Origin of the sequence: Caballeronia sp. LZ034LL, from assembly GCF_031451215.1 — a bacterium.
Lineage (GTDB): Bacteria > Pseudomonadota > Gammaproteobacteria > Burkholderiales > Burkholderiaceae > Caballeronia.
In genome coordinates, this window is record NZ_JARUXR010000004.1 from 75,288 (window position 1) to 89,047 (window position 13,760).

Annotated in this window: 12 protein-coding genes; 1 reads left to right on the plus strand and 11 read right to left on the minus strand. The window is 63.4% G+C overall.

Annotation, left to right across the window (positions count from 1 at the left end; translation table 11 throughout):
• Nucleotides 1-10 precede the first annotated feature (10 nt).
• Nucleotides 11-745, minus strand: coding sequence for a hypothetical protein (locus tag QCE83_RS27725; protein WP_309818898.1), 735 nt, complete (start codon nt 743-745; stop codon nt 11-13).
• A complete protein-coding gene (locus tag QCE83_RS27730) occupies nt 742-1,401 on the minus strand; it encodes a TIGR00730 family Rossman fold protein (protein ID WP_309818899.1) in 660 nt (219 codons plus the stop codon). Before QCE83_RS27730 ends, QCE83_RS27725 begins: the two co-directional genes overlap by 4 nt.
• 121 nt (nt 1,402-1,522) lie before the next feature.
• On the opposite strand from QCE83_RS27730, the gene QCE83_RS27735 reads away from it, so the two are divergent.
• Nucleotides 1,523-2,455, plus strand: a complete 933-nt coding sequence (locus QCE83_RS27735; RefSeq protein WP_309818900.1) for a LysR substrate-binding domain-containing protein — start codon at nt 1,523-1,525, stop codon at nt 2,453-2,455.
• 36 nt (nt 2,456-2,491) lie between these two features.
• Here the strand turns inward: QCE83_RS27735 and QCE83_RS27740 are convergent, their stop codons facing one another.
• The 9 genes from QCE83_RS27740 to QCE83_RS27780 form a co-directional block, all read right to left on the minus strand.
• Nucleotides 2,492-3,346 carry a glycine betaine ABC transporter substrate-binding protein gene (locus tag QCE83_RS27740; protein WP_309818901.1) on the minus strand — a complete coding sequence of 285 codons (855 nt, stop codon included), beginning with the start codon at nt 3,344-3,346 and terminating at the stop codon, nt 2,492-2,494.
• A 163-nt stretch (nt 3,347-3,509) separates the two neighbouring features.
• A complete protein-coding gene (locus QCE83_RS27745; protein WP_404985727.1) occupies nt 3,510-4,748 on the minus strand; it encodes an FAD-binding oxidoreductase in 1,239 nt (412 codons plus the stop codon).
• A gap of 33 nt (nt 4,749-4,781) precedes the next feature.
• Nucleotides 4,782-6,080: an aromatic ring-hydroxylating dioxygenase subunit alpha gene (locus QCE83_RS27750; protein WP_309818902.1), complete on the minus strand. Its 1,299-nt coding sequence runs from the start codon at nt 6,078-6,080 to the stop codon at nt 4,782-4,784.
• A 92-nt stretch (nt 6,081-6,172) separates the two neighbouring features.
• Nucleotides 6,173-6,931 (minus strand): electron transfer flavoprotein subunit beta/FixA family protein, encoded by a 759-nt coding sequence (locus QCE83_RS27755; RefSeq protein ID WP_309818903.1) that lies wholly within the window; start codon nt 6,929-6,931, stop codon nt 6,173-6,175.
• On the minus strand, nt 6,928-8,091 hold the full coding sequence (locus QCE83_RS27760; protein ID WP_309818904.1) for an electron transfer flavoprotein subunit alpha/FixB family protein: 1,164 nt from the start codon (nt 8,089-8,091) through the stop codon (nt 6,928-6,930). Before QCE83_RS27760 ends, QCE83_RS27755 begins: the two co-directional genes overlap by 4 nt.
• A gap of 4 nt (nt 8,092-8,095) precedes the next feature.
• Nucleotides 8,096-10,006: a (Fe-S)-binding protein gene (locus tag QCE83_RS27765; RefSeq protein ID WP_309818905.1), complete on the minus strand. Its 1,911-nt coding sequence runs from the start codon at nt 10,004-10,006 to the stop codon at nt 8,096-8,098.
• 15 nt (nt 10,007-10,021) lie between these two features.
• Nucleotides 10,022-12,085 carry an NADH:flavin oxidoreductase gene (locus tag QCE83_RS27770; RefSeq protein WP_309818906.1) on the minus strand — a complete coding sequence of 688 codons (2,064 nt, stop codon included), beginning with the start codon at nt 12,083-12,085 and terminating at the stop codon, nt 10,022-10,024.
• 69 nt (nt 12,086-12,154) lie between these two features.
• Nucleotides 12,155-12,688: a DUF5943 domain-containing protein gene (locus QCE83_RS27775; protein WP_309818907.1), complete on the minus strand. Its 534-nt coding sequence runs from the start codon at nt 12,686-12,688 to the stop codon at nt 12,155-12,157.
• Between the two features lie 29 nt (nt 12,689-12,717).
• The gene (locus tag QCE83_RS27780; protein WP_309818909.1) at nt 12,718-13,689 is read right to left on the minus strand and encodes a dipeptidase; all 972 of its coding nucleotides are present in this window, start codon (nt 13,687-13,689) and stop codon (nt 12,718-12,720) included.
• Nucleotides 13,690-13,760 lie beyond the last annotated feature (71 nt).

Below are 13,760 nucleotides of genomic sequence, written 5' to 3' on the forward strand. Positions count from 1 at the left end.
GCCGCGCGGCTCAAAGATTATTGGTGATCGCGTCGCGAATGTTCGCCGTCCGCGTTTCCGCGCTACGGCTCAGCCGCAGCGTGTGATCGTCGTGACCCGTCAACAGGCTGATGATGTCGCGACAGAGCGGCTCCTTTCTCTGAAGATAGGCAAGCACCGTTTCGTCCGAAGGCTCGGTGAAACTGTCGGCGAAGATGGAGATGCCTTCCAGCGACTTGGTCGAGAGGCCGATCAGCAGCAGACGGTACTTGACATCATCGACCGATCTGGCGATTTCGTAGATCGGACTGTGATAGGTAATGCCGTACTCGCGCATGAGGCCGACGAAGTAATCCTTCGCGACCCTGCGCTGCTCCGGGAACTCCTCCTGATAACGGGCGATGCCATCGTTGATGACCTCGATACCATTGCGCAAACAGTAGTTGACGACATGCGCATGAATGGCGATCTTCTCGCCCAGCAGAACGAGGTTCTTGCGGTCCTGGACGATGTCGGTTTCCAGTGAAGCAATGGCAATGTTCCGAAACGCCCCGCTGATGTCTTCCACGACATGCCGCACCACCAGGTCGCCGAACCTGCGCTTCAGTTCATCGACGCGATGGGAAAGAATCTCGCGATGGATCGAGCAGCCGCTGTTGGCGCTGAAGAGGTGGACCGGAACACCCTGCAACATCAGCAGGCAAGCGGCAAGCGTGCTGTCGCGTCCGCCGGTGAACATGACAAGTTGAGGTGCGGTTGGCTTCATGGCAAGGCTCCGTCGGTTACCTTCAGGGCGTGCGCGATCCTTCGCGAACGGATCCCCGCGCTGGTCCCTTCAATGACAAATTTCACGACTTCGTCTGCGTCATCGAAGAGTCCGACGCTGTCGATGTCTTCCTGATGGATGAACCCCGCCGACAAGGGCTGCTCGCGCAGCCACGCAATCAGGCCGCGCCAGAACGCGCGATCGACCAGCGCGACCGGCTTCGATGCGAGCTTGCCCGTCTGGATCAGCGTGAGCATTTCGAACAGCTCGTCGAGCGTGCCCATGCCGCCCGGCATCACGACATAGGCATCCGAACACAGGCTGAAGGCAAATTTTCGCGTGAAGAAACGATCGAACGTCAGCGAGATGTCCTGGTCCCGCATGTCGAGCGGTTCGAACGGAAGCTTGATGTTGAAGCCGATGGCTTGCGTTCCGCCGGCCCGCGCGCCTTCCAGCGCCGCGCGCATGATGCCGGGGCCGCCGCCCGAGATGACGGACAGGTCCTCGCGCGCGAGCTTCCCGGCGATCAGCTTCGCCATCTCGAAGTGGCGGGAACCCGGTGCCGCGCGTGCGCTGCCGAAGATGCTGACCGCGCCGTTCAGTCTGCGCGACAACTCATTCACGCCGCGCAACTCGTTCAGTACTTCGCGATACACACATCCTCCGGTGGCTGACAGCAGATCGTTCAATGCTAAGATCATATTTCACGATCATTCATCATCCTAACTAATTATTTTAGCGGCCCCCGTGAATAAAATTGACAACCCAACGAAGCGAATGCCCACCCTTCGCGCCTTACTGAGTTTCGAAACGGTGGCCGGGTTTTCGAGCTTTTCGAAGGCCGCTCAATCGATCGGCATGACGCACGGTGCAATCAGCCATCAGATGCGAACGCTCGAAGAATGGCTAGGCCAGCGGCTCTTCGAACGGCACAGCGGCGGCGTGCGGCTCACGCGCAACGGCGAGCGTCTGAAGCAGGTGTGCAAGGACACCTTCGCCGCGCTGGAGGAAGGATGCCGGCAGATCAGGGAAGATCAGGCGGCACAGCGGCTCTCCATAGGCTGCTCCACTACCTTCCTCGCGCAATGGCTGCTCCCACGTTTTGAAACCTTTGTTCAACAACATCCGGCACTGGCCGTGTGCTTCCAGACGCGTGCAAACTTTGACGCGTTGCTGGACGGCACTGTCGACGTGCTGATCCTGAGCGGGCAGCCTCGCGCTTCGGTGGGCGGCGTGACGGTGACGCATCTGGCTTCGGAGCGTATCGGTCCGGTATGCGCGCCAGGCTGGCCGGATCCGCCCGTCAGGCCGGATCGGATGCTGGAACTGCCGCTGTTGCACGCATCGTCGAAGCTCAATGCATGGAGCGAATGGGGCGAAGCCCATGGCGTCGGGCTCGACGTATCGGGCGGTGCGGTCTTCGAGTCGCTGACGCTTTCGGTGGAAGCGGCGAAGGGCGCGCTTGGCTTTGCGATCGCGCCAGAATTCCTGGTGCGCAGCGAACTGGAGAAGGGAACGTTGATCGCTCCGCTGGGCTTTCATCCGGTGGATCGCGAAACGTGGATCTACACGCGCGATCCCGTCAGGCACCCCTCCAACGTGACGCCCTTCGTGACCTGGCTGCTCGAAACCGAACGAAGCGCACAGGACCGCAGCGGCGGCGAGCTTCACGCTCCCGAAAAGACAAATGGCCCGATCAGCGCAAGCTGATCGGGCCACTTTGATTGCAGCGAAAATCCGGGAGGCTTACTGGGTCCAGGAACTCACGCGGTCCGCGTGCGCGCTGATCCATGCATCGGCGGCGGCCTGCGGCTTTTCGCCGTTCTGCGTGGCCAGCATGACGCTGTCGATCTCACCCGGCTTCCACTGGAACTTCTTCAGGAAGGCCACCACGGGCGGCGCCTTCTTTTCCAGTTCCGGATTGACGACGTTGTCCACGTGCTCGGACTCGCCGAACACCTTCTTCGGATCGTCGAGGAACTTGAGCTTGTACTTCGCGAACATCCAGTGCGGCTTCCAGCCCGTCACGATGATCGGCTTGTTGGCGGCTTCCGAGCGCGCCAGTTCCGCCGTCATCGCCGAACCCGAGCTGGGCAGCAGCTTGTAGTCGAGGTTGTAGGCCTTGATGGCCTCGCTCGTCTTCTGCATCACGCCCGCGCCCGCGTCGATGCCCACGATACGCGAGTCGAATTCCGCCTTCTTCGCTTCGAGGTCGGACAGGCTGCTGACGTCCACGTTCTCCGGCACGATCAGGCCAATCTTCGCGTCCTGGAAGTTCGGTCCGAGATTGACGACCTTCGACTTGAAGTTGTTCCAGTAGGCGCCATGCGTGACCGGCAGCCAGGCCGACAGCGTCGCGTCCAGATCGCCGCGCGCGACGCCCTGCCACATCACGCCCGCCGCCACCGGCACCAGCTGCACCGGATAACCCAGCTTCTTCTCGATGATGCGCGCGGCGACATTCGACGTCGCGACGCTGTCATCCCAGCCTTCGACGTAGCCGATCTTGATGGTTGGCTTGTCAGCGGCGTTTGCCCCGAGGCTCGCTGCGAGGGCAGCGGTCATCGCCCCCAGAACGAGCTTTCTTCTCATCGCTTTCATTCGATTTCCCCTTAAGCGGCCCCACGCCGTGTAGCGTCAAGATTCACCAGCCAGAATTGGCCCGTAACGCGCTTTTCCGACATCGACTTGTCCAGAAACGACGCTCCTCCCTGCCCTCTCCCCGATACGGGCCTGCCCGAGGAAATCCGGTTCGTGCTCGTGCTTATTTGTCGACGACGAGATCGCTCAACGGCTTGCTGCAACACAGCAGCACCATGCCCTGATCGATGTCGCGCTGGCGGATGCCGCCCGCGTGCTTCATGCTGACTTCACCGGACACCAGCTTGACCTTGCAGGTGCCGCACATGCCTTGCGTGCATGAAGAAGGCAGACGCACGCCCGCCTTCTTGGCGGCATCGAGCACGTGTTCGTTGCTGCCGCATTCGATATCCCGGCGGCTCTTGGCGAAGCTCACCTTGTAGCGCGTGTCGACTGGTGCCGCTATGGGTTCCGCAACGGGTTCCGCAACGGGCTCTACAGGCGCCGGCGCGAACCCGATCGCCTGTTCGCGCGCTTCCACGAAATCCGCATGCATGGCGAGCGCATCGGCGACATGCGCCGTCGTCAGTTCGGCTGCCACTTCCTCGATCACGCCGAACGAGAAGCTCTCTTCGTGATAGTGCTTGCGATCGAAGCCGCCTTCGTCGAGGAGATCGCGCACCGCCTTCATGTACGGTGCAGGTCCGCAGGTGAAGACCTCGCGTTCCAGGTAATCCGGCGCGATCAGCTTGAGCAGCGGCAGGCTCAGGAAGCCCGTCACGCCGGGCCAGCTGGTGCGCGCGCCCACTCGCTCGCAGACGAACGACGCGCGGAAGTTCTTCTGATTGGAGGCGATCAGGTCCAGCTCGCGCGCAAAGATGATGTCGTCGGGCGTGCGTGCGCTGTGAACGAAGACGATGTCGGCGTCGTCGCCGAGTTCGTGATGCGCGCGGCTCATCGACATCAGCGGCGTGACGCCCGACCCCGCCGAAAGAAACAAATACTTGCGCGCCGGATGCCGCGCGCAGGTGAACTCGCCCGACGGCCCGAGCACCCTTACCGTCGTGCCCGCGACGACCGTGTCATGCAGCCAGTTCGACACCTTGCCGCCCGGCACGCGCTTCACCGTGATGGAGATGGTGTGCGGCCGCGTCGGCGCCGAAGAGATGGTGTAGCAACGGTTGATCTGCTCGCCGTCGATATCGAGTTCGAGCGTGATGAACTGACCCGGTTCGAACACGAAGGCGCGTTCGCCCGGCGCCTTGAAGAAGAAACTCTTGACGTCGTGGGTCTCTTGCCGGACGTGACAACAGACGAGCGTCTCGTCGGTGTCGCAATCCCAGCGCGCCGGCAGCGCGCCCCAGAATTGCGGCTGGGTGACACGGCTGTCGGTCGGCTCGAACGTGGCCTGATCGCGCATCATGCTTGACTCCTGCTTGCTGCTCGGGGTGCGCGCTTAGCGCATGAAGGAAACGACTTTCTCGCCGTGCGCCGCATCGACGCCTTCGGCCGGCGTGTTCGCATAGTCACCCAGACGATTGATGTACCACTCGCAGAACTTTTCGACGAGACCCTCCGTGAACGGCGAATACGGACCCGGTTCATACGCGTTGCTCTTCACGCCGAGCTGCGAATACTCGACCAGCGTGCGGTCCTGATCGTTCGTCGCGCGCCACACGGCGGTGAGGTTGTCGACGTCGTAGTCGATGCCTTCGCGCGCGTCCTTGTGCACCAGCCATTTCGTGCGCACGAGGGTTTCGCCGGCAGACAGCGGAATCACGCTGAACGTGACGATGTGATCGCTCATGAAGTGATGCCAGGAATTCGGCTGCGTCCAGAACGACAGGCCGCCGAGATCCGCGCGTTCGAAACCGCCCAGCAGCTTCTTCGACGCGACCTTCGCATCGAGCGTCTGCGATTCGCCGTCGCGATCGAGCGGCAGGCGCTGTGTGCGGAAGCCCGTCACGAGGTCCGAGAGACGTTCGATCTCGGCGGACGGCAGGCACATGGCTTCCCATTGCTTCGTGCGCTCTTCGACGGTCTTCTCGAACGCGGCCATGCCTTCCTCGTTGGCGGGCGAGCGTTGATAGCCGAAGCCGTACTCATAGAGCGAGATGGTCAGCTCGGGATGGTTCGCGACGCAGTGATAGCACTCGCGGTTGTTCTCCATCGTGAGCTTCCAGTTGCCTTGCTCGACGATGTCGATGCTCGCAGCAATCTTCGTGTCCCCGAGGCCGTGCGGCGCGAGATACGGCTCCATGGCTTCGCGCATCACGGCGAAGTCGACGGGCGGTTCGTCGGCGAGGCAGATGAAGATCAGGCCCGCGAGGTTCTGCACGTGCACTTTCTTGAGGCTGTGCTTGCAGCGATCGAACTGGTCGCCCATGTGCTCGGCGAACATCAGGTCGCCCGAGAGGTTATAGGTCCAGCTGTGATACGGGCACACGATATTGCCGAGCGAACCCTTCTCCTGGTTGCACAGGCGCGCACCGCGATGCCGGCAGACGTTGTAGAACGCGCGGATTTCCATGTCGTCGTCGCGCACGATCAGGATCGAGTCATTGCCGATCTCGACGGTCGTGTAATCGCCCGGCTCGGGGATATCCGGTTCGATGGCGACCTGGATCCAGGTCTTGCGGAAGATGGCATCGAGGTCGAGCGCGTGGATGTCCTCGCTCGTGTAGAACGGCGCCTCGAGCGTATGGCCCTTTTTGCGGCGTTCGATCATTGCGCGAACGTCTGCCGAAACTTTCATCGTGTGCTCCGTGTGCGTCACGTCTGGTGCCCCGCCACACACCTTTGAACGCGGGCTGCTGCTTTTTTGCTGCTCGTATGGGGGTCGAGAAATCAGTAATCGACCAGTTGATGCTCGCGCAAATACGCCAATATCACTTGTGCTTTTTCGACAGAACTTCCTTCAATTACGACGCTGCCGCCACGGCTTTCCGTGGTCGTCGCGGACAGCATGCGCGAGTGCCCCGAACGCTTCTCGGGCGCGGCCAGCTTCTTCGGCTTCGCACCGGCCGGACGCACCGTCCACGCGGCTTTTTCCTTGTCCGCCGCCACCACCGATGCAACCGGCGCGACATGCCCTTCGCGCAGGCGAGCATAGGCATACCGCGGCACGGCATTGGCGAGCGGATGCACGGCGACGAGCGCGGGCAACGGCGCGCGCACGCGGCGGCGCAAGCCCTTCGGCATGAACTGGCGCACTTCGACGCCGTCCGGCGTCACGCTGACATCCACGGCCGCGCCGACCAGCGGCAGATTCAGTGCGTCCGCGAGCTTGTAGGGCAGCGTGCCGCTGTCGTAGGCGCCTTCGGCGCGCGTGCCGGTGAACACCAGGTGGTAGCCGGCGAGCCGCTGCGCCAGCGCGGCGCAGGCATCGCCCTCGGTGTTGAGCACTTCGACCTTCGGTGCGCCGAGCGCGAGATATTCGGCCAGCGCCGGGTTCGCGGGATCGCCGGCGTGGAGTACGTCGAGTTGCGCACCTTGTGCTTTCGCGATGCCGATGGCGATGGTCAGCGCGGCGGCATCGTTGCGGCTGTAGCGCGCGGTGCCGCTGACGGGATGACGCCCGGTGGATACGAGAACGGCGATCTTCACGCTGCAACTCCTTCCGCGACGGACGCGGTCTGCACGACCGGCGTGCCGCCGGCCCGCGCCGCGCGCGCGGCGGTGGCCGCATCGGTCAGCGCCTTGATGGTTTCCTGCGTGTCCGCGACGATGGTCAGGTTGGCGCGCTTGGCAATCGGCGCGCTGGCGTCGAGATTGACTGCGATGACATGGCGGCAATCCTTGATGCCCTGCAAGTGCTGCACTGCACCCGAAATGCCGAACGCGATATACACGCTTGCCTCGACCGTCTTGCCGGTCGCACCGATCTGCTTGTCGCGCGTGAACTTGCCGTCGTCGACGGCCACGCGGCTCGCGCCGATCGCCGCGCCCAGCGTGCCCGCGAGCGCTTCGAACGCGGCGATGTCGGAGACACCGTTGCCCGCCGACACGATGAAGTCCGCTTCCTCCAGCGCCACCTGCGCAGCATCCATCTCCTCGATGCCGAGATCGACGAAGACACTCGCCTTCGCCGCCGGCACGATGACTTGCGCGGGCACCGCTTCGCCTGCGCCGACGAACGGCAGCCGCGCATCCACCGCATTGGCGGCGAGCAGCACGACGTCGGGCAGATCGCGTGAAGCGATTGCACGGCCCGCCTGTGCGTAGGACGCGACATGCCCGGCATCGAGCTCGACCACCTGCGTGGCGATCGACGCATCGGCGCGCGCGGCGTAGCGGCGGCCGAGATCGCCGTCGCCGGTGGCGTTGTCCGGCATGAAGATGCGCACCGGCGCGAAATGCGCGACGCAGGCCGTCAGCGCACGCACTTCCTCGTCGGGCGCGAAGCTGCGCCGGTCGAAACCGGGTAGTTCGATATAACGGTCCGCGCCGAGCGCGGCGGCATCGTCCTTGAATTCGCCGAAGGCAATCAGCACGACTTCGGTGGCGCCGTCCGCGAGCAGCGCCGCGGCGGCCAGCGCCTGACGCGCGTGATCGTCGAGTGAGCCGCGGTCCGTATGCGCGGCGACGAGCAGCGCGCGTGTCGCGGGCTGGGTCGTGCGGCGCGGCCTGGCGGCATCCTTGTGTGCGCCGTGCGTGAACTGCAGCATGGCGCCGTTGCCGATCTCGCCCAGCGTGATCCGCTTCAGTCCCGCCGCCGTGACGATGAACGGCCGGCGGGGATCGATTCGCTTGATATCGTTGTTCATCGCTTTACTCCAGCGCCGCCGCGACCAGTTCCGCCACGTCCAGCACTTCAGGACGCGGGCCGACCACACCCTCCAGCATCGCCGTACATTGCGGGCAGCCGACCGCGACCACATCCGCGCCGATCGACCGTGCATCGGCGATACGGATATCCGGGATGCGCTGCTTGCCGGGAATGTCGGTCAGCGGCGCGCCGCCGCCACCGCCGCAGCAGCGCGCGCGCATGCCGTGGCGCTCCATCTCGACGACCTTGATGCCGATGGTCTTCAACAGCTTGCGCGGTGCTTCAGTCTCGCCGTTGTAGCGGCCGAGATAGCAGGGATCGTGATAGGTGATCTTCTTGTCGGCGAGCACCGCGGCGGCCTTCGGCGTGAGCTTGCCGCTCGCGACCAGTTCGGCCATGAACGCGCTGTGATGCTGCACTTCGTAGTAACCGCCGAGCGCGCGATACTCGTTGCGCAGGCTGTGCAGCACGTGCGGATCCGCGGTAACGATGCGGCGGAACTGATACTGCGACAGCGTGTTCATCAGCTTCGACGCGCACTCCTGGAACGTGGCTTCGTCGCCGAGACGCCGGGCGGTATCGCCGGTATCCGTTTCCACGCCGCCAAGCACCGCGTAATCCACGCCCGCCTTGTTCATCACCTTGGCGAGCGCACGCAGCGTGCGCTGGTAGCGCATGTCGAAGGCGCCTTCGCCGGCGATCAGCAACACATCCACCGGACGGCCGGGCTGCGCAACCTGCACCTGCAAATCCACCGACCAGTCGTAACGCGCGCCGATGTCATAGCCGTTCTGGCTGCCGGTTTCGCGCAGGTTCGCGAGCGTGATCGGACCCTTGCCCGGCACGTCGCCTTCCACGAGCGTCTGGTTGCGGCGCATGTCGACGATCGCATCGACGTGCTCGATCAGCATCGGGCACTCCTGCACGCAGGCGCGGCAGGTGGTGCAGGACCAGATCGTGTCGGCTTCGATCATCTGCGAGATCAGCGGCTTGCCCGGACCGCCCGAGTGCTTGCCGACCGGAATGCCGGGCGTCGGACTGCCGGCATATTGCGCATCCGATCCGCCGACCATGCCCGTCACGAGATCCTGGATCAGCTTCTTCGGGTTCAGCGGCTGGCCCGAGGCGAACGCCGGGCACGCGGCTTCGCACTTGCCGCACTGCACGCAGGCATCGAAGCTCAGCAGCTGATTCCAGCGGAATTCAACCGGCTTGCCCACGCCATATTCCTTCGCGTCCAGAACAGGCTTCTTCAGCGCCGTGGGCGGCACCACTTCCCGCTCCGTATGCGCCTTGAAGCGTTCCTGACGCGGATGAAATGCAAGATGCAGGAGACCCGCCATTGCGTGCTTCATCGGACCGCCCTTCGCGGCGCCGAAGGTCATCGTGTAGGCGCCCGCCGCAATCAGCAACGCGACGATGATCGCCAGCGCGCCCGACATCCACGACGCCGGCAGCAGCATGAACAACGCAAGCCCCGCCGCGAACGAACCGAGCAGCAGCGGCAGGCTGTCCCACGGACCGCGCGACAGCCGCGCGGGCACGTCCTTCGCGTGGCGGCGCTTCCACACGAACACCGCACCGACGAGCATGATGATCGCCGCGATGAAGATCAGCCTGTCGAGCCAGGGCGAGTAGATGGCCAGGCCGTAGTTGATGAAGACGAGCGCCATCGCAAGGATCGCGCCGCCGGCGGTGGCGACGTGCGTCCTGGCGATATACGGATCGCGCGATACGACATGATGCAGGTCGACGAAATAGCGCTTCGGGATGGTGAGCAGGTTCGCCCAGCCATACGCGCCCGCCGTCGTCGCGCGGCCTTCGCGCCAGTAGGCCGCACGCTTGAGTAGAGCGAACGCGAGGCCGGCCATCGAGAGCCACAGCAGCACGGTGATGACAAACACGGGGTTCATCGTCGAATACCCTCGTCAGAAGTCTTTGCAGAGGCGCAGCGAATCGTAGATCGCGCTGTGGATGTTGTGCATCGAGATGCAGTCGCCGACGCGGAACAGCAGGAAGCGTCCATTGCCGAGCTCTTCCGACAGCGACGGTTGCGGTTCCGAGGCGAACAGCGTATGCATGTCGATCTGTCCGCGATTGAGCGACTCGGGCTTGAGCTTCCAGTAGATCGCATCGTTCGGCGTGATGCCGTTCTCGATCACCACCTGATCCACGGCCCGCTCTTCCTGCTCCTCGGTGTACTCGTTACGGATCACGGCTATCTTCTTGCCGTCTTCCTCGTAGACCTTGTCGAGCCAGTAGTTCGGCGTGTGGATCACGCCCTGCGCATACAGGCGGCGGTAGAAGATCGGGAACGTGGTGCCGCCGGTGTCGTCGGCGACCTTCACATCGGGCGTGACGATCTCCACCGTGTTGCCCCGCGAAGCGATGAAGTCCGCGACGCCTGCGCCTGCATGAGTCGATACGCCGTCATAGACGAGCACGTTCTTGCCCGGCTCGACCTTGCCCGAAAGAATGTCCCACGAACTGACGGCGAGACCTTGCTCGACGCCCCATGCGGGCACCTGGTCCGTGAACGACGAACCGCCCGTCGCGAGCACGACGATGTCGGGCTTTTCGGCCATGATCATCTTGTCGTCGGCGGCGATGCCGAGACGGCGATCGACGCCCAGACGCTTCGTCTCCATGTCGAACCAGCGCACGATGCCCGCCATCTGTTCACGCTGCGGCGCCTTGGCGGCCAGCATGATCTGCCCGCCCACGAAATCGTTCTTCTCGAACAGCACGACATCGTGACCGCGCGAACGCGCCACGCGCGCCGCCTCGAGTCCGGCCGGACCCGCGCCGACCACCACGACCTTGCGCTTTGGCCCGCGCGTCTTTTCGATCACATGCGGCATCGTCGCTTCGCGCGAGGTGGCGGCGTTCTGCACGCACAGCACGTCGAGGCCGTTGTACTGGCGGTCGATGCAATAGTTCGCGCCCACGCACTGCTTGATTTCGTCTTCGCGGCCGTCGCGGATCTTGATGACCATGTGCGGGTCCGCAATCTGCGCGCGCGTCATGCCGACCAGATCCACCATGCCGTTCGCCAGCAGCCGTTCCGCCTGGCCTGCATCGCGGATGCTTTGCGCATGCATCACAGGCAGCTTCACGACCGACTTGATGCCGGCCGCGAGATGCACGAACGGCTCGGGCGGCAGGGCCATCGGCGGCATGCAGTTGGCGAGCGTGTTGTGCGTATCCGCGCCCGACCCGATCACGCCGACATAGTCGATCAGTCCAGACTCGGACATGGCCTGCGCGATTTCCTTCAGGTTCTCGTGCGAAAGACCATCTTCATGAAACTCGTCGCCGCACATGCGCAGGCCGACGCAGAAGTCCGCGCCCACGGCTTCACGCACGGCTTGCAGCACTTCCCGACCGAAGCGCAGACGGTTCTCCAGCGAACCGCCCCATTCGTCCGTACGGAAGTTGGTGCGCGGACTCCAGAACTGATCGATCAGATGCTGGTGCGCCGCCGAGATCTCGATGCCGTCCATGCCCGCATCCTTCACGCGCTTCGCGGCGGCCGCAAAGTCCTGAATGATGCGCTTGATCTCTTCCACTTCGATGATCTTCGCGTTGCCGCGATGAACCGGCTCGCGCACGCCCGACGGCGACATCAGATGCGGCCAGTGCTCGCCGTGCCAGGCCGAGCGGCGGCCCATGTGCGTCGCCTGGATCATGATGAACGCGCCGTGCCGATGCATGGCTTCGGCGAGCCGTGCAAGCGGATCGATGACCTTGTCGGTCGAGAGGTTCACCGACTTCCACCAGCCTTGCGGGCTGTCGATCGACACCGGGCTCGAACCGCCGCACACGGCGAGGCCGACGCCGCCCTTTGCCTTTTCCTCGTAGTAACGGATATAGCGGTCCCCGGGCAGGCCGCCCGGCTCGGCGTAGACCTCCGCATGCGCGGTGCTGACGATGCGGTTGCGCAGGGTCAGCTTGTTCAGCTGAAGAGGCTTGAAAAGGTTCGGGTAACGCATTGCGATCGACCTCGGGGTGGCTCAGTGTGGTGACGTCTGCAAAACCTTGGCGGCTGGCCGCGTCGTGTGTTACGCGAGCGGCGAGACTTCGAACACGCAGTGGTCGTGGCCTTCCGCCGCGCATTGCGTTTCGATGGACTTCGAGCGCGGGCCCTTCTTCGCGCTATCGGGAGCGGTGTCGTTGACCCAGTCCATCGCGCCGGAGAACCATCCCGCGAACATGTAGCAGAGCTTGCCCTGCTTGCCCGGCTGTGCCAGCACGAACGACGAGTTGTGCAGATGGATGCGGGCATGCGAGCTGGTCGGATCGGATTCGACGATCGAGAACAGGCCCCAGCCGCGCTGCGACAGACGCTTCAGGTAATGCTCGAAGACCGCCATGCCGCTGATGCCGTGCTTCTCGGCTTCCTTGTCGCACCAGTGATACGCCGACTTGTAGCCGGCCTTGTAGAGAATCTCGGCGTAGGTTTCGCGGCCGAGCGCTTCCTCGACGGCAACGTGATTGTTCGTGAAGAAGTGACGCGGGACGTACAGCATCGGCAGCGCGTCCGTGGTCCAGACGCCGGTTTGCGGATCGACGTCGATGGGCAGTTGAGGTTGCATCGCAAGGTTCCTTGGTGTTGTGCTCAGGTTCAGACGTTCCACACTTCGCCGAAGAAGCGCATCCAGTTTTCGCCCATCACCTTCTTGATGCGCGACTCGCTCCAGCCTGCGCGTTCCATCGCGGCCGTCAGGTTCGGAAACTCGCCGATCGTGCGGATGCCTTCCGGATTCACCACCTTGCCGAAGTTCGTCAGGCGGCGATAACGGCCTTTGTCGTGCGTGATCCAGTCGAAGAACTCGGTGCTGTAGCCCTGCGTGAAGTCCGTGCCGATGCCTACCTTGTCTTCGCCGATCACATCTATCGTGTATTCGATCGCTTCGAGGTAATCGTCGACGGTCGCGTCCGGGCCTTTCTTCAGGAACGGCGAGAACATGGTCACGCCGACAAAACCGTTGGCATCGGCGATCTCGCGCAGCTGATCGTCGGTCTTGTTGCGCGGATGATCCTTCAGGCCCGACGGGCAGCAATGCGAGTACGTGACCGGCTTCTTCGAGCAGGCAATCGCATCCGAAGAAGTTTTCGCGCCCACGTGCGAGAGATCCACCATGATCCCGACGCGGTTCATCTCGTGGATCACTTCCTTGCCATAACCCGACAGTCCGCCATCGGGTTCATAACAGCCGGTGCCCACCAGGTTCTGCGTGTTGTAGCAGAGCTGCACCACGTTCACGCCGAGTTCCTTGAACACCTCGATATAGCCGAGGTTGTCCTCGAAGGCATACGAGTTCTGGAAGCCGAAGATGATGCCGGTCTTGTTCTCCTTCTTCGCGCGCAGGATGTCGTCGGTCGTGCGCACCAGCGTGAGGATCTCGCTGTACTCGCGGATCTGCTGCTTCATCTCCGCGATGTTGTCGATGGTCTTCTGGAAGTCTTCCCACACCGAGACGGTGCAGTTCACCGCGGTGACGTTGCCTTTGCGCATGTCCTCGAACACGGAGCGCTCGAACTTCGAAATGTTCAGGCCGTCGATGATGATGCTGTTGTCGTGCAGGGTGCTCATCGTGATGTGCTCCGTGTTGCTCGGTAAATGGGAAGGCGCGCGCACAACGCCGCGAGCGGCGCTTTGAACGG

What these genes read in the sequence shown, in the direction of transcription:
- QCE83_RS27740 (WP_309818901.1), bottom strand. Translation starts at nt 3,346, where the DNA reads ATGAAAGCGATGAGAAGAAAGCTCGTTCTGGGGGCGATGACCGCTGCC.
- QCE83_RS27745 (WP_404985727.1), bottom strand. Translation starts at nt 4,748, where the DNA reads ATGATGCGCGATCAGGCCACGTTCGAGCCGACCGACAGCCGTGTCACC.
- QCE83_RS27735 (WP_309818900.1), top strand. Translation starts at nt 1,523, where the DNA reads ATGCCCACCCTTCGCGCCTTACTGAGTTTCGAAACGGTGGCCGGGTTT.
- QCE83_RS27780 (WP_309818909.1), bottom strand. Translation starts at nt 13,689, where the DNA reads ATGAGCACCCTGCACGACAACAGCATCATCATCGACGGCCTGAACATT.
- QCE83_RS27775 (WP_309818907.1), bottom strand. Translation starts at nt 12,688, where the DNA reads ATGCAACCTCAACTGCCCATCGACGTCGATCCGCAAACCGGCGTCTGG.
- QCE83_RS27750 (WP_309818902.1), bottom strand. Translation starts at nt 6,080, where the DNA reads ATGAAAGTTTCGGCAGACGTTCGCGCAATGATCGAACGCCGCAAAAAG.
- QCE83_RS27770 (WP_309818906.1), bottom strand. Translation starts at nt 12,085, where the DNA reads ATGCGTTACCCGAACCTTTTCAAGCCTCTTCAGCTGAACAAGCTGACC.
- QCE83_RS27760 (WP_309818904.1), bottom strand. Translation starts at nt 8,091, where the DNA reads ATGAACAACGATATCAAGCGAATCGATCCCCGCCGGCCGTTCATCGTC.
- QCE83_RS27765 (WP_309818905.1), bottom strand. Translation starts at nt 10,006, where the DNA reads ATGAACCCCGTGTTTGTCATCACCGTGCTGCTGTGGCTCTCGATGGCC.
- QCE83_RS27725 (WP_309818898.1), bottom strand. Translation starts at nt 745, where the DNA reads ATGAAGCCAACCGCACCTCAACTTGTCATGTTCACCGGCGGACGCGAC.